Consider the following 18,366-nt stretch of genomic DNA (forward strand, 5'->3'; position numbering starts at 1 on the left):
CCTGCCTAGATGAGCCCGAGCTCCCGCGCCCGCTGCACGGCCGCCGAGGACTGCGACACCCCGAGCTTGCGGTACAGCGACCGCCGCTGGCTCTTCACCGTGTTCAGCGACACCGAGTGCCGCTGCGCGGACTCCGCCATCGTCGCCCCTGCCTCGATGTCGTGCAGCACCGCGAGCTCCTTCCGCGTGAGCGCGGGGCGCTCGGGCGGGGCCGGGAACTGCTCCGGGAGCCCCTCGATCCGGGCGAGGAGCGGCTGCGAGCCCCCGAAGACATCACGCCGCTCCGCGGAGGGCACCGCCGCGAGCGGGGAGACGAGGCCCGTCCGCACGCTCAGGGCCTCGATCCGCGAGCGCGCGCGGGCCAGCCGCCGCTCGTCGCCCACCCGATGCGCGGCCACGGCGGCGCAGAGGTGCAGTTCGAGCGAGCGGCGAGGCGAGCGGCCTTCGAGGCTCAGCGCGGCCTCCGCACTGCGCAGCGCCGACTGCGGGGACCCCGCGAGGAGCTGCAGCAGCGCGCGGGAGGCGACGGTGACGGGGCGGCTCGACCGCTCGGGGAGGAGCCGGAGCGCCTCGGAGACACGACCCTCAGCAGCGAGCAGCAGGGCCTGCTGCGCGTCGAGCTCCGCCTGCAGGGCGGGGCTGATGCCGGCGCGACCCCGCTGCTCCGCCCGCATCGCGGCGAATGCGTCAAGCGCGGCCGCGGCGCCCTCGCCCGCCCAGATGACATCGATGCGTGCCAGCAGCATGAGCGGCCAGTACTCGGCGGTGGACCAGTGCGCCTCGGTCAGCTCGAGCTCCGATCGCGCCGCCTCCGGCTCGCCCGCCTCCAGGTGCAGCTGCGCCGACGCCAGGTGCAGGGGGATCGCGTAGAAGCTCTGCGCGAAGCCCGGGGGCAGCACGCGCGTGCCGAGCTCCTCCACCCCCGCCCGGACCGCCTCGATCTCGCCGCGCTGCGCCAGGGCGAGCAACCGCAGCGCGTCCCCGTAGAAGTGCTGCCGCTTCCTCCGCTCCGCTCGCAGCGGACGGCGATCCAGGAACTCGATCGCCTCGCCCGGGTCGCCCAGCAGGAGCGCGGTGACCGCGGACTCCGTGCAGAACAGATCCTCGGCCGCATCGAGCTCCGAGGTGCGCCGGAGGGCGACCTCGAGCAGCCCCGTGAACCTCCGCAGCGCCGGCCGGACGAGCTCGTACCGTCCGAGCAGGCGCAGCCCGACCGTGAGCAGGCCCTGCGCCCACACCTGATCCGCCTCCGGGAGCGCCCGCCTCATCAGCCGCCGGCGCTCCACATCCGCGACCATCGCCGTGAACCCCGACAGCGCAGCGGCCGTGCGCCCCTGCACGTAGAGCCCCAGCGCGTGGAGCATGCCGAGCAGCGGATCCCGCCGCAGCACCGACTTCGGCGCCGCCGCGAGCAGCCGCGGCTCGGCGCCGAGCAGCGCCGTCACCTCCACGATGTCCCGCGATGCGCACCCGCGGGCCAGCTCCCAGTCGCGGGCATCCACGGCCGCAGCGAACGCCTCGCGCACCCGGCCGGCCGCGAGGGACTCCCGAGCCAGCCTGCTCTGCGTCTCACGCCGGAGCTCCTCGCCCGCGGCGGTGCGGAGCACCCCGCGCACGAGCGGCTGGAAGACGAAGACCGGCTCGACGCCGCTCCGCTCCCACCAGCCCGCCCCCTGCCGGGCCGCGTCGTCGAGCACGGACGGATCCGCGAGCACCGGCAAGAGGCGCTCGGGCCAGCGCTCCGGCACGGCGGCCATGAGCAGCGAGCGGGCGCCGGGCCCCTCGAGCAGCGTACCCAGGAGCTCGTGACCCGCGGCGTCGGTCATCTGCGCCACATCGCTCCACTCGGAACGATCCGCCGCGCGCGCGTGCCGCAGCAGCAGCCTCAGGCCGAGCGGCCAGCCGGCGGAGGCCCGCCAGAGGCTGCGCGTGGTCTCCGGGGTGAGGGACAGTTCGAGGGCGTGAGCGAGCGCGGCCGCCTCCGCTTCGGAGAAGGCGAGCTCGGCGCGCAGCAGCACGGGCTCGATCGGAGCGGGCAGGGGGAGCGGGGAATCCTCCCGGGTGGCGATGAGCAGCCGTCGCGCCCCCAGGGCATCGACCAGCGCGTGCAGCGAGTCGCGCATCTCCGGGGCGCCGAGGTGGGCGAGCCCGTCGACGACGACCGCCGCCGTCTCGGCGTCGCGGCCGTGCGGCGCCTCACCCGGGGTCTCCCGCAGGCGGGCGGCGAGCCCAGTCAGCGCCGCGGCCTGCTGCTGCGCGGAATCCTCATCCGGGAGCGCCAGCCACTCGACCGGGCCGCGGTGGCCGTGCGCCCACTCACGCAGCACGTCGGTCTTGCCGAAGCCCGCGGGAGCGCGCAGCAGCGAGATCGGCCGATCCGAGGCGGCGTCCAGCCGGCGGACGGCAGCCGTGCGCGGAACCCTCGGGCCGCCGTCGAGCAGGCGCAGGCGAGCGGCGGACGCGGCGTGGATGGCGGTGATCGTCATGGGGGGTGGGTGCTGCTGGGCGAGCTGAGAGGGGCACGGCTGATCGGGTCCCCCTGACATACCCTAGGCGACACCGGAGCGGTGCGGAAGATCCGCGGTGACGCAGCCCTCCCGCGGGCGTGCGCGTCCGCCGGGCCGGCGGACGCCCGTCCGCGAGACCGCGCGGATGCGATCCGGGCCCCTACCGGCGGTGTCGGCCGGTCAGCCAGCCGCCGCGGCGGCCGCGGGACCGCTCCGCGAGCGCGCCAGCACGAGCCACGAACTCGGCCGTCGTCTCGGAGTTCGCGTACAGCTTGCGGATGCTCTCGAGCGCGTTGCGATGACGCTGCGGGCTCATCGCGCCCATGGCGTCCTCGATCAGGCTCACGCGGTAGCCGATGTCGGCGAGATCCCGCACCGAAGCGCTGATGCACTGGTCGGTGTAGAAGCCCGCCATGACGACCTTGTCCGCTCCGAGATTGCGCAGCACCTGATCGATCCGGGTGCCGACGTGGATGCCCGAGCACGTCTTCGTGAGCACGATCTCCCCCGTGGCCGGAGCGGCCTCGGGGAGGAACTCGGAGGCCGCCGAGCCGGGCGGATACAGCATGCCGCCGGCCCGGTGCAGCGCCCCGGTGTCCTCCGCCCCGGGCAGGAGGGCCTGGATTCCCACGTGCACCGCGCGGATGCCGATCGCCCGGCACGCGGCGAGCACCTCGCCGATGTTCGCGGCGGCGGCACGCGTGCGGGCTTCGATCGCGTCGAGCACCGGCTCGACGCCCGGCTCGTACAGGCCGGCGGCGGTGAGCGATGCGCGGATCGCCGGCTTGGCGATGTGCTGCTGGGCGTCGACCACCACCAGCACGGTGTCTGCTGGGTCGAGGGGGAGAGGATCGGCGTAGCCGACCGCCCCGATGGTGCCGTAGTAGCGTTCGGCGAGCGCGTCGATGTCGGCGTCGGTGATCTCGCCCGCCGTGCCGGGGGAGCTGTCTGCAGTGCTGTCGGGGGTGCTGTCGGGGGTGGGGAGCCCGGGGCTGCTCATGTCGTCGGCGAGCCAGGCCGGAACGAGCACCGCACCCAGCTGCAGAGCGACGCCGAGCACGGGAAGGCGGACGGCGAGCACGAGGGCCGCCGCCTGGACCCGCAGACACCGAGGCCGCAACGATCCAGTTCCCCCACCCGCCGGCACGCGGGAGCAGCAGCACCGGCAGCACCGAGACCACCGCCGGCACCGCCCATGCGAACAGCGCCATCGGCCACGGGCGCCGCGCCGAGACGAGCAGGACGAGGACGGTCTGCGCGATGAGTGACATCACCGGCCAGGGCCACGGCCATCCGTCGCGGTCGTCGGCGAGCCAGGCCGGAACGAGCACCGCACCCAGCTGCAGAGCGACGCCGAGCACGGGAAGGCGGACGGCGAGCACGAGGGCCGCCGCCTGGACGCAGGCGAACAGCCCGGCGATGAACACCGGGAGGCCGTACCCCACCGCGAGCAGCGGCCAGCCGACCGCGACCGTCACCACTGCGGCGTAGGCCGCCGTGATGTGCGCCCACGCCAGCGGGGACCAGGCGGGGGCAGCGGGGCTCGTGCCCGGAGCGGCCACGGGAGCTCCGAGCGCCGCCGCGGTCACGGCAGCGTCGAGGCGAGCGAGAAGGTGCAGAACCGCGGGGAGGCTGACGAGCAGGATCGCCCCGAGCAGCAGATTCGTGCCGGCTTCCAGCCAGAACGTCCACGCCGGATCCGCCGCTGCGCTCCCGGGGCCCAGGGCCGCGAAGAGCAGCGTTCCGAGCCCTGAACTGTTCCCCGGCAGGAACGCACCCCAGGCCGGGAAGGTGATACCCCCCAGTGCGCCGGCGGCCCAGCTTAGCGACACCGTGAAGGTGAAGCAGCGCAGGGGCAGCGCACAGAGCGCCTCGAACGCGAGGTCTGTCCAGCGCCGAGGATCCGCGAGCGGCCGAAGCCGCCCGGAGAAGCCGTTTGCCACCGGCAGGTACCGCGCCTGCGGCACAGCGAGCCCCCACCGCCGCACCCGGGCGCGGGAGCGTTCGGCGAACACAGATGCCAGGCGCAGCGTCAGCGGCAGGAGCAGGGCCCCCAGCCACACGATCAACGTCGACACGGCAACCGCGGTCAGCGGGACGAGCGCGACGCAGGCGAGGAGCGAGCTGAGAAAACCGTCGGCGATCAGCGCGGCGTCGCGTCCAGCGCGCGCGATCCTGTGGGCACTCGGCATCGGCGTCCCTCGTCTCTTGCTCGCCATCTCGGCTCCTTCCATTCTGCCCGCTCAGGCTACGGGCCGCGCGGCCCGGGGACATCACCCCTCCGGGGGAACGAGGGTGATACCCGCGAGCCACGCCGCCGGGCCAGCGCCCCGATACACTCTGAGACATGGCCCACCCCGACCCGGCTCGCGCCCCCATCCGGGTGGCGATCGTCGATGATCAGGCGATGGTGCGCCAGGGATTCGGCGCGCTGCTCGATGCGCAGCCCGACATCGTGGTCGTCGGTGACGCCCCGGACGGCGGCGGGGCCGTGGAGCTCGTGCGCCGCACCCGCCCGGACGTGATCCTCATGGACGTGCGCATGCCCGGGATGAACGGCCTCGATGCGACTCGGGCCGTTCTCGGGATGCCGGGCCTCGAGCATCCCCGGGTGATCATGCTGACCACTTTCGACGCGGACGAGTACGTATTCTCCGCCCTGCAGGCCGGCGCGTGCGGTTTCCTGCTCAAGGACGCCACCGCGGAAGACCTCGTCGCCGCCGTGCGCGTCGTCGCCGCTGGAGACGCGCTCCTGGCCCCGTCCATCACGAGCAAGCTCATCGCCGACTACGTCTCGCGCCCGGCACCCCGCTCGGACTCGCGGCTGCTCTCCGCGCTCACCGAGCGGGAGCTCGACGTCATGCGACTGGTGGCGGACGGCAAGACGAACGCAGAGATCGCCGGCGCGCTTTTCCTCGCCGAGCAGACGGTGAAGACCCACGTCTCCCGGGTGCTCGGGAAGCTCGGACTGCGCGACCGCACGCAGATGGTCATCGCGGCCTACGAGTCCGGGCTAGTGCGCGCCGGACGCTGACCGCGGCCCTCTGGGCGGGGCGCCGGGCGGCCCGGGCAACTCGTGCAGCGCCGGGCGGCCCGGGCAAGTCGTGCAGCCCGGGCCCTCCCGAGTCACCCCTCCGGCCGCCGCGGTTCACTCTGCCGGGGGACGCGCTTCCGTGCACCCCGCCCGTAGCTTCGCTCCCGGTACCCGAGAGAAGGAGCCGAAGTGACCCTCATCAGCAGTCCGCCCGCGGCAGCGGCGCCCGCCGCGCCCGCCACCGAGCCGGGAACGCGCAGCGACGCAGCCCGGGCCCCCTACCCCGCCTCCGCCGCCGAGGTGCACCGAGACACCACGATCGACGCCGTGCGGGCTGGAGCGTTGTTTGCCGTCGTCGTGCTCCACGCACTGATGGTGGGGGTGCAGACGGCTCCCGACGGGTCGATCCTCACGAGCGTCGCCCTCTCCGGAGAGCCCTGGTTCGTGCCACTGACCTGGGCCTTCCAGATCATGCCGCTCTTCTTCATCGCCGGGGGCTTCGCCTCCCTGACGCAGTGGCGACGCCTCCGCAGCGGCGGAGGCACCGCCTCTGAGTACGTGCTGGGCCGCGTCCGACGGCTTGCGGTGCCGGCCGGGGTCATGACCGCCGTCGTCGGCGGGGCGTTCCTCTGCGCTCTGGGGGCGGACGCCGAGGAGCGCCTCGTCGCCGAGTCCGCCCTGCGCGTCGGCCAGCCGCTGTGGTTCCTCGCGGTCTACTTCGTGGTGACCGCGCTCGTCCCGGCCATGGCCTGGGCGCACGAGCGTCGGCCGGGGTTCCTCCTCGCCGGCCTGAGCGCCGCGGTCGTGGCCGTCGATCTCACGCACACGCTCTGCGGGGTGCCCGTCGGCTTCCTCAACCTGCTGTTCGTCTGGGCGCTCATGCAGCAGCTCGGCTTCGTCATGCGGGACGGCGGCTGCGCACGGTGGTCCCGTCCGGCGCTCCTCGCGGCGGCGAGCGCGCCGCTGCTCCTGCTCGTCGGGCTGCTGACCGGTGGTGGACGGTCCGCCGACATGCTCGTGAACCTGAACCCGCCCACCCTGGTGCTCGCCCTCTGGGGCCTCGCGCAGTTCTTCGTCCTGAACCTCGCCCGCCCGGCGCTCGACAGGCTGCTGCGGACGTCCCGGCTCGTGCGCCTCGTCGCACGTGCGAACGCGTGCGCGATGAGCGTCTACCTCTGGCACATGCCGGTGACCCTGGTGCTCGTGCTCCTGCTGTGGGCGGTCGGGGCGCCGCTTCCCCCGCCCCACTCGGCTGCGTGGTGGGCGACGCGCGCACCGTGGCTGCTCGCCGTCGCTGCCGGGGTGTGCCTCGTCGCCCCCGCCGCGACCGCGCTGGACCGGCGCGTGACCGGGATGCTGCGTGCGTGGTCGCCGTTGCCGGCAGGGTCCGCGCGACAGCTGCGGGGGAGCGCGGTCCGTTCGCATGGGAGCGTGGCCCGCGCGGTGAGCTCGGTGCTGTGCGGCGTCGCGGGCACCGCGATCGTCCTGCTCGTCGGAGTCGACGCGCCGATTCCGTACCTCGCGGCACTGTTGGCGTTCGCTCTGGCGGTGACGCTCAGCATCCCGATGCCGACCGGCGCCGCGGCGCGGCGCGGCTCCCGGCGCGCCCCCGGGCGTGTGTCCCGGTTCAGCGCCGGACCGCTGCTCCCGAGCGCGGGAAGAGCGCTGCGGCGGTGAGGGCGAGGGCGAGCACCGCCGCGTTCGCCGCGAGGGTGCCGGGCCAGGAGGTCGGCGGGATCCCGAGCGTGAAGCTCGCCGCGTTGAAGACCGTGTGGGTGAGGATGCACAGCAGCACGCCGTTGCCGCCGCCTGCCCGGAAGATTGCCCCGTAGAGGAAGCGGAACGTGAGCACCTGGACGGCGAACATGCCGAAGTCGATCACGCCGGAGGCGTGGTTCGTGCCCGGGATGAAGAACAGGGGGACATGCCAGAGCAGCCAGATGACGCCGACCACGAGCGAAGACCGGACGAATCCCCACCGGCGGTCGAGCTCGGGCTGCAGCGCGGACATCCATCCGGCTTCCTCCATGCCGCCGATGACGAGGTTCCCCGGCAGTGAGAGGAGGAACATCGTCCACGGGAGGGCTGTGGCGGACGGCCCCGAGATGCACAGGTGGATCGTGAAGTACATCAGGAGCGCCGCGACCGCGAGCAGCGCTCCCGCCGGGCGGCCGCGGAGGACGAAGACCAGGCGGATCCACTGCAGGGGCCCCGTGACCCGCCGATGCGCCCTGAGGACGACATAGGAGGCGATGGCGGGGGAGAGGATGTAGATCGAGAAGGGCACGTTCGCCAGGAACTCCGGCACCGTGGAGACCACGTTGCTGACGGCGTACCCGAAGCGGCCGGCGACGATCAGCCCGCCCGAGAAGACGCCGGCGATGGCGAAGGTGAGCAGGGTGAAATGCCAGGCGATGCGTCGCTCGGTCGCTCCGGGATGCGGCCGCACGCCAGCGGCTGGCGCCGGTGGAGTGGGCGTCGGCGCTGCCGTCCGCCCGCGGAAGCGGTGCATGCCGTCGTCGAGCCCCTCGTCGGTCCATCCCTGCCGGGCGAAGAAGCCGAGGGCTCGCGTGTTCGCGGGCTCCACGAACGCCACCCAGCCGTGCGCCGGCGGGTGACCGCGCCACGACGTCGCCGCTGTGAGGACGGTCCTGCCGATGCCCGCCCCCCGGTCAGCGGGACGCACCGCGATGTCGGTGACGGAGTGGGCGTCTCCGTCCGGATCCCAGGCGACGCCTACGAGCCCCGTAACGGCTCCGTCGAGCTCGACGACGAGCTGCACCCCCTCGGGATCGCCGAGGGCGGCGGCGAGCCACTCCTCGTCGACGGGACCGAGGGCCCGGTCGAGCTCGGCGTCCTCGAACCACTCCCGCACCCAGTTCCAGTCCTCGACGACGAGGGGACGCACACGCGGCGCCGGGGCCGGGCGCGAGGGCCCGCGGCTCATGCGGAACGCGGACGCGCCGGCGCATCCGCCCACGAGGGGTCGGCGAGGAGCTCGCGCAGCTCGTTCACGAGGCGCGCCGTGTGGAACCCGTCGGCCGCGGCGTGGTGGACCTGCACGGCGAGCGGCATCAGCACCCGCCCGTCCCGCTGCTGGTAGCGGCCGATGGTGAAGATCGGAGCAAGGTACCCCGAGCGCTCGTCGACGTTGAGGGTGAACCCGGTGAAGCCGGTCCACGGCAGGCTCGACACGTTGAAGGTGTGTGCCGGGGGCGCACCCTGCGGGAACATCTCGGGGCTGCCGGCGTGCTCGGCGATCACCCGCTCCGCCGCCTCGTGGAACGCGGCGAAGTCCCGGTCGAACGGCACCCACAGGCTCGCGAAGGTCTCGCGCTCCGCGTCGAACACGGTGAAGGCGGGGTGCGTCTCCGCCCAGACCGCCGGCGCGCCCTCCTCGTCCAGGCACATGCGGAACTCCTGGTGACGGTTCACGACGGACGTGATCGCCCAGATCTGCGCGAGGTAGCCGCGCTTTCCGGCGGCGCGGACCGCGGGGACGAACGCCGTGACGTCGATGTCGACGGTCATCGCGTAGCTGCACGGCACCGTCCGCAGGTAGTGCTCGAAGTGCGGCCGGCGAGGCCAGGAATCCAGGTCGATGGGAGCGGGATCGGGCATCCCCCCATTGTGCCCGACGCCCCGCTTCGCCGCTGCCCATCGCCCAGCGCCGCTCCTCCGGCAGGCGGGAGACGAGCAGCGGGGGAGCTGCGCCACGGGGGAGCTGCGCCGCCGCCCGAAGGCCCCGGCTCGCCACGGCTGCGCAACACCCCACGCTGCGCGAGGGTGAAATCAGGGGTGAATTCGCGTCCGCCGACCAGCGCGCCATCCGAGCCGCGCGCACACTGAACGCGACTCATGACGTGTCACCCGGCAGGCCGGGCGACACGCGTTCCGTTCCGACGGGCGTGGCGGGATCCGCGTCCCGCGGCGCCCAACCCCGATCGAGGTTTCAGATGCACTCCACCCCCGGGTTCAGGCACGCAGCGCGTGCCCTGACTCGACCCCGCAGCGGGTCGTCACGCAGCAGGCTCAAGGCGGCACTCGCGCTGTGCGGAGCGGCGGTGCTGACCGCCGGGCTCGCCACTCCGGCGGTCGCCGCTGGCGAGACGCTCGAAGTCGAGCTCTCGCAGGTCACCGGCACGCCGGACTTCGACGCGGACGACGCGCCCGGAAACGACTCCTCCCCGGACAACTCCGTGATCCGGACGAACGACCTGATCACGTACAACGTCGAGATCCGGGCCGAAGGGGGCGCCTCGAGCAACACCACCTTCGAGCTCGTGCTCCCGCTGGGCTATGAGCTCGAAGCGTTGCCCGCCATCTGCACGGGTCCCGGCTCCTCGCTCGTTCCCGAGCGCCTGCCTGCGCCTGAGCTCCCGCTCACCGCAAGCTCCTATGAGGGGCTCGGCCAGCAAGTGCTCAGGTGCAATGTGGGCGAGCGCACGCCCGGGTCGACGCTGAGCTACCCGGTCTCGGCGAAGGTGCGCGCGGAAGTGCCTAACGGCACGGCATCCGACGACGTCACGGTGTCCGTGGTGTCGGATCAGGTGCCGGAGCCCGCACGGTCGAACCCGGTGTCCTCGGTGGTGTCGTCCGCCGCGAAGTGGGACCTGTCGAAGAACTCCACCGCGCTGCAACCCGACACGGGCTATGTCGCCGGCAGCAGCCGGGCCTGCTCCTTCGACCCCGAGCAGATCTGCTTCCGCCGCACCGTCAGCATTCTCGTCGGCGCCCAGAACGGGGCGAAAGGCACATCGCCGCTGACCGGTCCGATCACCTTCCTGGACGACCTCTCGCCCGAATCGCTCTACCCCGAGGGCGCGACCGCCTCGCCGGCATGGCTCGCGGCTGGCCCTGACGCGCTCGCGCGGTACGGGGCGCGCCTCATCGGCTGCTACGACAGCAACCTCTACTCCAGCCCCATCCAGGGGATCGGGCAGTCCGGTTGGGGCGGCACCGGAACCGAGGAGAACGCCGTGCGCGACAGCGGCTCCGTCGCGTGCACGCAGTCCGGTCCTGGCGCCCCGGTCTCGGTCACCGTCACCGGCACCGACTCCTCGCTCGCGACCTTCCCCAGCAGTGTCGGCGCGCCCGCCGGCGCAACCCTTCCCGCGAACACCGCTTACATCATCTCCCAGTCCCTTGAGTTCGAGATTCCGGTGGCGGCCGTCCGCGATCTCGGGTCGAGCGACGGCAGCACGCAGTCCTTCGAGATCGTGAACCGGTTCCGCGACTTCGCGGCGACCGCGCTCGACGGCACGCCAAACGTGCCCGGCGCGGACGCGGAGTGGAACAACTTCCGCACGATCAACCTGGAGGTGAAGGCGCCGGGCGGCTTCGACAAGTACTTTGTCTGCGTTCCGGGCGCCGCAGGCAACACGCCCGCGGCCGACTTCAACCCCGGCTACGATTTCGCCGAAGGCCCTCCCGGCCAGCAGCGGCTCCACTCCGGTCAGATCACGGTGGCGCCGGGGCAGACCGTCGTCTCATCGCTCCTCATCAAGGGGAGCAACGCGGCCGCCGATCGTCCCGGATCCGCACTCGCCTGCGACGCCTGGGATCCCGCGCTCCTCACCCTCGCACCGGGCGACTATCCGGGAGTGAGCTCCGTCGGCCAGCGGTACCCCTCGAACGGCGCAGCGGTCTGGCGCTCGGGTGAGTACGAGGCCGACCCTGATCCGGGGTTCCGCATCCAGTATTCGACCGGCCCCGGGGGCTCCGGCGACGCCTCCACGTGCGCCTCCGGGCAGTGGTTCGACGATCCGGAGGAAGTTCCCGGAGGCATCGACGCGGTCTCGCGCGTCCGGATCTGGGTGGAGCTCGCCGCAGGCAGCCAGTACGACATCAACGAGACCTTCTTCTCGATCGCCCTCCGCGTCTCCGACGCCGCGACGGAAGGCACCAAGATCCCGAACTACGCCGGGGTGCTCTTCCACTTCGGCGAGCAGCAATCGCTCGATGAGCTTCTCGCGGATCCCGGAAACGAGTGGATCTCTTCCAGCTACGACCCCGCGAACCACTCGGGAAGCCTGGGGGACCGCCTCATCGCGGCTCCGGCGTACTCGCGGATCGAGAAGACCGTGAAGGGCCCGCGGGACTCGGACTTCTCCCATATCGTCCCGATCACCACCGGCGGAGATACGGTGCAGTACCGCCTCGCTCCCACGCTGACCTCCTCGGCGGCGACGCCGAGCGTGACCCAGCGCGTCATCGTCGAGGACTGCCTGCCGCTCGGCCAGAGCTTCCAGTCGGCGGCGCCCGCGCCGTCGCTTGTGACGACGGAGGTGCCGGCCGGAGCGGGGATCGAGTGTGGTCCGCGGGAGACGTACCTGCGCTGGGATCTCGGCGAGCGCGTCCCGAATGCCGCGATCGACCCGATCGAGGTGAGCGTCCGCGTGTCGCCGACGGCGGCCTCCGGAACCTACACCAACCGGGTTCGCGTGTCCGCTACCGGCGACCTCTCGACGCCCGAGCAGCGCAGCGACGAAGCCCAGGTCAAGATCGACCAACCCGCCGGCGTGAAGATCGACAAGGTGCCGCTCACCCCGGTCTCGGAGGTGAACCGTCCGGAGGAGTCGAATCTCGACCCGCTCCGGTGGCGGATTGAGCTGGCGAACGTGCAGGCGCCCGGGGCGCTCAGCGACGTCGACGTCATCGACGTTCTGCCGCGGTCGGGGGAGCGCGGGTCGGAGTTCACCGGCTCTCTGACCTTCTCCGACGCTGCCGTCGACTCCGGCGGGGACGGCGTCCGTATCCTCTACACCTCGGCGAGCGACCCGGTGCAGGATCCTCAGGACCCCAGCAACGCGCCCGGCGGCTCCACCGCCTGGTGCAGCGAAGCGGCCGGCGGAAGCGTCGTCATCGGCGCCGAGGCCTCCGTTTGCCCGGCGAGCGCCGAGGACGTCACGGCCATCCGCATCGTCCGGCCGGGCGATTTCGCCTCTGGCGATCTCGTTAGCGTCGTCGTGTCGCTCACGCCGGTGGGCAATGCAGCGGGCGACAGCTATGTGAACCGGGCCTTTGCGCGGGTCAACGGCCTGGTGCTGCCCGTCGGTCCCGTGGATGCGCCCGAGACGATCATCGCGTCGGCGATCGGAGACTACGTCTGGTTTGACGCCAACGGCAATGGGATCCAGGACGACGGCGAGCTCCCTGCCGCAGGCTTCCCGGTCGCGCTGTCGGGGACGGACAGCAGCGGGAACCGGGTCGAATTGACGACCCGCACCGACGCCTCGGGCCGGTATCTCTTCACCGGGCTGCAGTCCGGCACGTACACGGTGACTTTCGACCCAGCCGGGCTGCGCCCGGGCCAGTCCTTCACCCTGCAGCACCAGGGAGACGATGACGGACTCGACTCGGATGGCGATCCTGCGACGGGCGTGGCTGGACCGATCGAGCTGGGCGCGAACACCGAGGACCTGTCCGTCGACCAGGGGATCATCGCCGCCCCCGCGGAGATCGTCGTCTCGAAGACCGTGCAGGGCCCGGGACCCGCGGGACCCTACTCCTTCACCGCGACATGCACCCTCAACGGCGTCGACTACCCCCTCCCGGCGGCAGACGCCCGATTCACCCTGAGTCACGGTGAGCAGCGGACCATATCGGTGATCGCCGGCGTCACGTGCGCCGTCGCCGAGGAGGATGGCCGCGGAGCCACGGTCGCGATCCTCGACAGCGATGATCGCGGCAGCGGCGGTGCGAGCGACGGGGTCGTTTCCGAGGTCGCGGGCCGTGCCACCGTCCACGTGACCAACACCTTCACGGAGCCTCCCGCACCCCCGCAGCCGCACGAGCCCGGCCAGCCGGGAGGGAGGAGCCCCGAGCCGGGACTCCCGGTGACGGGCGGACAGGCCTTGCTCGGCCTCTCCGGGGTCGCCGTGCTGCTGAGCGCGGCGGGAGCGGCGCTGGTGCTCCGCAGGGGGAGACGCGCCGCGGAGTGATCGCGCGAAGGCGTGGTGCCGCAGCGCCGGAGGTTCCCGGGAGGGGCCTCCGGCGCTGCGGCGCGAATGGGATTTCTCGTTCGGGTGGAAAGGCGGGTACTGTGATGGATCGTGCCGATGATTAGGATAACCTAACTATCATCGGACCTGCCTGCGCCGACGTCGCTCCGCGACCATGCGACGGAGGCGCACTCGTCAACCGCCACGCACCGCCAGGGAAGTCCCTGCGCTGAAGGAGGGCTCCGCCTCGATGAACGCACGATCACGCACGCTGCGCCTGGCAGCGGCACTGCTCGCGACCGGGGCGCTGGTCACCGGCCTCGCGGCTCCCGCCCTCGCCGAGGACACGACGGTGCCAGGGGTGGATCCTTCGTTCCGCTCGTTCTTCGAGCTCGCCCCCGCTGCGGTCGATGAGCATTCGGCTGACGCACAGTTCATGCAGATCCCCGCGGGCAGCTACAGCGCCGTCACGCAGAACGGACTGTACGTCCAAGCCGTGAACGACGGCGGCCGGACCTCGCTCGAAACCGTCGGGAGCTCCGACAGCCTCGTCACGAGCCGTATCGAGCTCTCCGACGTCCTCGGCCGCATCGACGCCGTCGCCCTCGTCGACGAAGGCGACGGGGCGCTCGTCGCCTACGTGCGCGGCCTCGCGGGCGGGACCTCCGCGCTCGTGCGCGTGGCATCACCGGAGTCGACCACGTGGGACGGCTCCCAGATCGCGACGATCACGGAGCGAGACGGATTCCACCCCGAGCGGCTCCGCCTCCTCGGCGACATCGGCAGCGGCCTCGTCGGAGTCGCGCCGAACGCGGACGGAGCCCTCGTGGCCCAGCGCTACGCCTACGATCTCACCCCCAACACGGCGCGGCCGGCGGTCGAGCTTCCCCTGAACCCCGGAGCGCAGCTCTCCTTCGACGCCAACTGGGGCAACTTCTATGCGGCGGGTGCCGGGGTCCTGGAGCGGGTGTCCCTCTACGACGCGAGCACCGTGCAGACCGCCGCGCTGCACGGGATGGGGCAGATCACCCGAGTCGTGCCGAGCGCCAGCCACGTGCTGGTGAGTGACGATGCGGGCCGGGTCGCGGTGCTGGACAACGCCAGCTTCGAGCTCGTCTCCCGCGTTGCGCTTCCCGGCCCTGCCGGCAGCGTGGTCCTCGGCGAGAAGACCGCGGAGGTGATCGCCTCTGCCGCCGACGGCTCGGCGATGTGGCGCTACGGTTTCGACGGAACCCCCCACCAGGCCATCGACCTCGGAGGCGCGAGCGTGCAGCACGGCTCGCTGCACGCTGCCAGTTCCTACGACACCACCTACACCTTCGCGGGAAGCGTGGAGGGCCAGAGCTTCCGGTACGTGGCCCAGTACCTCGAGCCGTACCGCATCAGCTACCTCGGTGAGCTCCGAGCCGAGGAGCGCGGCGAGGCGGTCGAGCTGAGTTTCGCGAGCCTCGGCGCGGAGGCACCCGGCGACACGGTCGACTATGCCTGGGAGTACAGCCTGGACGGCGGAGCGCACTGGGCCGGACGCACCCAGTCCTGGGATGAAGCGCGCGCCGCGGAACGCACCGCCGTCCACCCGCGCCCCGAGCTGCCGCCCGCGATCGGCCCGGCGCGGGCCGCACGCACCGACGTCAGCGCAGACGGGCCGCTCGCGACGAGCGGATACTCGGCAACCGAGTCATCCGTCACCCTGCCCGAGCACGCCCAAGACGCGCTGTGGCGGGTCAAGCTCACCAACGGCTACGGCACCACGGTGAGCGAGGCGCGCACCGTGAGCTGGGGGCCGTCGGAGGCGGGCGAGCCGGCGAGCTTCACCCGTCATCCGTCCCCCGTCCAGGTCGCGGCGGGATCTCCGGCCGTGTTCAGCGTCGCCGTGGCAGGCACCCCGGAGCCCGCGGTGTCCTGGCAGATCAAGCGCCCCGGAGGCGAGTGGGAGGACCTTGACGCGAGCGGAGCGGAGCTGACGATCCCCGCCGCCACGACCGCGGATGACGGCGCCCGGCTGCGCGCCGTCGCGGTGCAGGGCGAGCGCCGCGTCGAGTCGAACCCGGCAACCCTGACGGTGCTCAGCGAGGCCGCGGCAGAGCTCGGCGCCGCGCCCGCGGGTGCCGTCACGATCGCCGATGCCCGCATGCGCTGGGAGCTCAACCAGTACTCGCGCGACTGGAAACGGGAAGCGTCCGGCGGGGTCGAGCTTGCCGGGGACCACGGCTTCGACTTCACCGGAGGCGTCGGCTGGTTCGATGCGCGGACCGGGGCGGCGCAGCTATCGTGGAGCGGCGTGGCGGACTACCGTCCCTACGGCGGCATGAACGGACTGAAGCTCTCCTTCGCCAACATGTACCTCGCGGTGGATGCGTCAGGACAGGCGACGCTCACCGCGGAGCTGTTCTGGAACAACGGCGGCGGAGCGGGTGGTGCCGGCAGCAGCGGGGAGAGCGACGGCCGGACGCGGGTCGTCATCGCGACCTTCGCGCAGGCCGGACTCACCCGCAGTCCCGCAGCGATCGCGCTGCAGGCGACCCCGGAGTGGGACCACCGCAGCTACCTCGCACCCGGCCTCGGTGACGCGACCGTCTATCCGAGCAGTTTCCCTGCCTCGTTCCTCGACCACCTCGACAGCGGCCTGCGTCCCTGGTTCCTGCCGACGGGCAACCAGGACGTCCGCAAGCAGGGGACGGAGGTGACGGTGAGCGGTACGCTCACCACGCGGCCGGCACGAACCACCGGAGACCGGATCGACGCGCTCGACCCCCTCGGTGACGGCGCCCAGCACTTCGCGGACTCAGCGCCGCGGATCGTCGCGCAGCCGGCGGACGTGCGTGCGGCGGCGGGCGGATCCGCGACGGTCGCGGCGGCAGCGGTCGGTCACCCGGCGCCGACGGTGCAGTGGCAGCGGGAGGTCGCGGGAGCGTGGGCGGACATCGAGGGGGCGAATTCGCCGGCGCTCGAGCTGACGGAGCTGCGCGAGGGGACGTTCGTCGTCCGCGCGGTCTTCCGCAACGCGATGGGCACTGCGGTGAGCGACAGCGCCCGGGTGCAGGTCGCCGATCCGTCGGAGCCGGGACCGGGCGGGGAGCCGGGACCGGGAGGGGAGCCGGGACCGGGAGGGGAGCCGGGCACCGAGTCCGGCACTCAGGGCGGCGGGCTGGTGGCGCCCGGCGCTCCCGCCCAGTCCGCTCCGGGCTCCGCGCCCGGCGCTGCCGTGACCGGTGCGCAGCTCGCCGCCACCGGGGCCGGGGCGCTGTGGCTGTGGGCCGGCTCCGGTGCGGTGCTCCTGCTCCTCGGGGGCGCCGCGCTCGTGGCCCGCCGCCGGCGCGCAGCCCCGGCCCGCTGAGCCGTCGCAGGGAACGGGGCGCGCCGCTCGACGGCGCGTCCCGGAGCCGCATCCCGAGCGAGGCCGAGTACGCTCGCAGGGGGAAGCAGAAGCGCGCGGGGGCATGCAGGACTCTGCGGCGAGAGGTGGAGGGGAATCCGATATGTCCGTGGCCGGGGACGAGACGGATCCCCTGTTCGCCCCGCCCAGCGGTCCGGTGAGGGGTCGCGTCGACGGCGCCGTCGTGCGCGCACAGGGCATCCCATTCGCCCGCGCTGAGCGGTTCGGGGCCCCATCGCGGCTGGACCCCGGCACGGAGCTGCGCGAGGCGGTCACTCCCGCCCCCGCGTGCCCGCAGCACCCCGTGAGCATCCTCGAGCGCCGGCTCGGATACCGCACCGCGGACATCCCGGTGGACGAGGCGTGCCTGCGGCTGTCGGTCACCATGCCGCGCGGGCCGCATCCTGAGCCGCTTCCGGTGATGGTGTGGCTGCACGGAGGCGCGTACGTCTCCGGGGCCGGGGACCTTCCCTTCATGGACCCCGCCGCGTTCGTCGCGGAGCAGCGTCTCATCGTCGTCACGGTCACGTACCGGCTCGGCCTGCTCGGCTTCATCGGCGATGGCACCCGAAGAACGGCGAACGCCGGGCTGCTGGATCAGCTCATGGCGATCGACTGGGTGCACGACAACATCGCCGCCTTCGGAGGGGATCCGGGGAATGTCACGCTCTTCGGTGAGTCCGCCGGGGCAGACGCGATCCTCCACCTCCTCGCCACCGACGGCATCGCCGCGAAGGTGCGGCGGGCGATCGTGCAGAGCGCGCCCATCGGCGTCCTCACGCGCAGGCGGGGCCGCATGCACGACGCGATGACGGCCGCGGCGGAAGCGCTTGACGAATCGGCAACCGTGGACGATGCGCTCGCCCTCCAGGCGGAGGTGGAGCGCGCTGCGCGGGGCTTCGGGCCCGCCTCCCTCATGCCCTTTGGGCCGCAGACCGGGCATCACCCGGTGCCCGAACGGCAGGCGCTGCGCCGAGCATGGCGGGATGCGGCACCGCGCGTCGAGCTGCTCATCGGGCACAACGCGCACGAGGCAAGGTTCTTCGCGGACGCGGTGCCTGCGCTCTCCACGCTGGGCCGGGTGCCGTTCGTCGGCGGGCGCCTGCAGCAGGCCGTGGCGTGGCTGCTCACTGGGCTCGTGTACCGGTGGCCCGCCCTGCGGTGGGCGCGCGGATATCGCCGGGCCGGAGGCCGGGTGCACTTCTACAGGCTTTCCTGGTCGGCTCCGGGCAATGCGCTCGGAGCAGCGCACACCATCGATCTGGCACTGCTCTTCGGGGATCGGCGGGCGTGGGCTGACGCGGAGATCGTGCGGGGCGCCGCGTGGGACGACCTCGACGGGCGCGGACGGCGGGTTCGAGAGGTCTGGGGCCAGTTCGCCTCGGGCGCCGGGCTCCCGCAGAGGACCACGATCCCGGGCGCCCTCGCGGTCCGATCGCTCTGACGCGCGTGCGGCGCTGGTCGCGCTGATCGGCCCTGCGGTCGTCCTCGATCCGGCGTGCCGCC

At 72.8% G+C, this 18,366-nt stretch carries 9 protein-coding genes and 1 pseudogene; 5 read left to right on the plus strand and 5 right to left on the minus strand.

Going from position 1 to position 18,366, the window contains the following annotated elements; genetic code table 11:
• Positions 1–5 precede the first annotated feature (5 nt).
• The 3 genes and pseudogenes from B4915_RS09200 to B4915_RS15110 all read right to left on the minus strand — a co-directional run.
• Entirely contained in the window at positions 6–2,486 is a 2,481-nt protein-coding gene (locus B4915_RS09200; RefSeq protein WP_105805488.1) for a LuxR C-terminal-related transcriptional regulator, read from the minus strand.
• Positions 2,487–2,667: 181 nt separating this feature from the next.
• A complete protein-coding gene (locus tag B4915_RS09205) occupies positions 2,668–3,588 on the minus strand; it encodes a cysteine hydrolase family protein (protein WP_245907422.1) in 921 nt (306 codons plus the stop codon).
• 508 nt (positions 3,589–4,096) lie between these two features.
• Positions 4,097–4,741: pseudogene (locus B4915_RS15110) on the minus strand (sensor domain-containing protein); the annotation flags it as partial.
• Positions 4,742–4,854: 113 nt separating this feature from the next.
• Here B4915_RS15110 and B4915_RS09215 point away from each other — a divergent pair.
• Together B4915_RS09215 and B4915_RS09220 are read left to right on the plus strand one after the other, a co-directional pair.
• On the plus strand, positions 4,855–5,541 hold the full coding sequence (locus tag B4915_RS09215; protein ID WP_105805489.1) for a response regulator: 687 nt from the start codon (positions 4,855–4,857) through the stop codon (positions 5,539–5,541).
• Between the two features lie 189 nt (positions 5,542–5,730).
• Positions 5,731–7,218 (plus strand): acyltransferase family protein, encoded by a 1,488-nt coding sequence (locus B4915_RS09220; RefSeq protein ID WP_105805490.1) that lies wholly within the window; start codon positions 5,731–5,733, stop codon positions 7,216–7,218.
• Here the strand turns inward: B4915_RS09220 and B4915_RS09225 are convergent.
• Positions 7,169–8,449, minus strand: a complete 1,281-nt coding sequence (locus tag B4915_RS09225) for a GNAT family N-acetyltransferase (protein ID WP_219845100.1) — start codon at positions 8,447–8,449, stop codon at positions 7,169–7,171. The two genes, B4915_RS09220 and B4915_RS09225, sit on opposite strands and share 50 nt — an antisense overlap.
• Before the next feature lie 35 nt (positions 8,450–8,484).
• Positions 8,485–9,162 (minus strand): type A chloramphenicol O-acetyltransferase, encoded by a 678-nt coding sequence (gene catA, locus B4915_RS09235; RefSeq protein WP_105805491.1) that lies wholly within the window; start codon positions 9,160–9,162, stop codon positions 8,485–8,487.
• Between the two features lie 443 nt (positions 9,163–9,605).
• Between catA and B4915_RS09240 the strand changes: the two genes are divergently transcribed.
• From B4915_RS09240 to B4915_RS09250, 3 genes are all read left to right on the plus strand, one after another.
• Positions 9,606–13,484, plus strand: coding sequence for an SdrD B-like domain-containing protein (locus tag B4915_RS09240; protein WP_105805492.1), 3,879 nt, complete (start codon positions 9,606–9,608; stop codon positions 13,482–13,484).
• 250 nt (positions 13,485–13,734) lie between these two features.
• Positions 13,735–16,821, plus strand: coding sequence for an HtaA domain-containing protein (locus B4915_RS09245; protein WP_105805493.1), 3,087 nt, complete (start codon positions 13,735–13,737; stop codon positions 16,819–16,821).
• Positions 16,822–16,969: 148 nt separating this feature from the next.
• Entirely contained in the window at positions 16,970–18,304 is a 1,335-nt protein-coding gene (locus B4915_RS09250; RefSeq protein ID WP_245907423.1) for a carboxylesterase family protein, read from the plus strand.
• Positions 18,305–18,366: the final 62 nt, after the last annotated feature.

Origin of the sequence: Leucobacter massiliensis (genome assembly GCF_002982315.1) — a bacterium.
GTDB classification, from domain to species: Bacteria; Actinomycetota; Actinomycetes; order Actinomycetales; family Microbacteriaceae; genus Leucobacter; species Leucobacter massiliensis.

Excerpts from the sequence above, each read along its gene's own strand:
- B4915_RS09200 (WP_105805488.1), bottom strand. The coding sequence starts at position 2,486 with ATGACGATCACCGCCATCCACGCCGCGTCCGCCGCTCGCCTGCGCCTG.
- B4915_RS09215 (WP_105805489.1), top strand. The coding sequence starts at position 4,855 with ATGGCCCACCCCGACCCGGCTCGCGCCCCCATCCGGGTGGCGATCGTC.
- catA (WP_105805491.1), bottom strand. The coding sequence starts at position 9,162 with ATGCCCGATCCCGCTCCCATCGACCTGGATTCCTGGCCTCGCCGGCCG.
- B4915_RS09245 (WP_105805493.1), top strand. The coding sequence starts at position 13,735 with ATGAACGCACGATCACGCACGCTGCGCCTGGCAGCGGCACTGCTCGCG.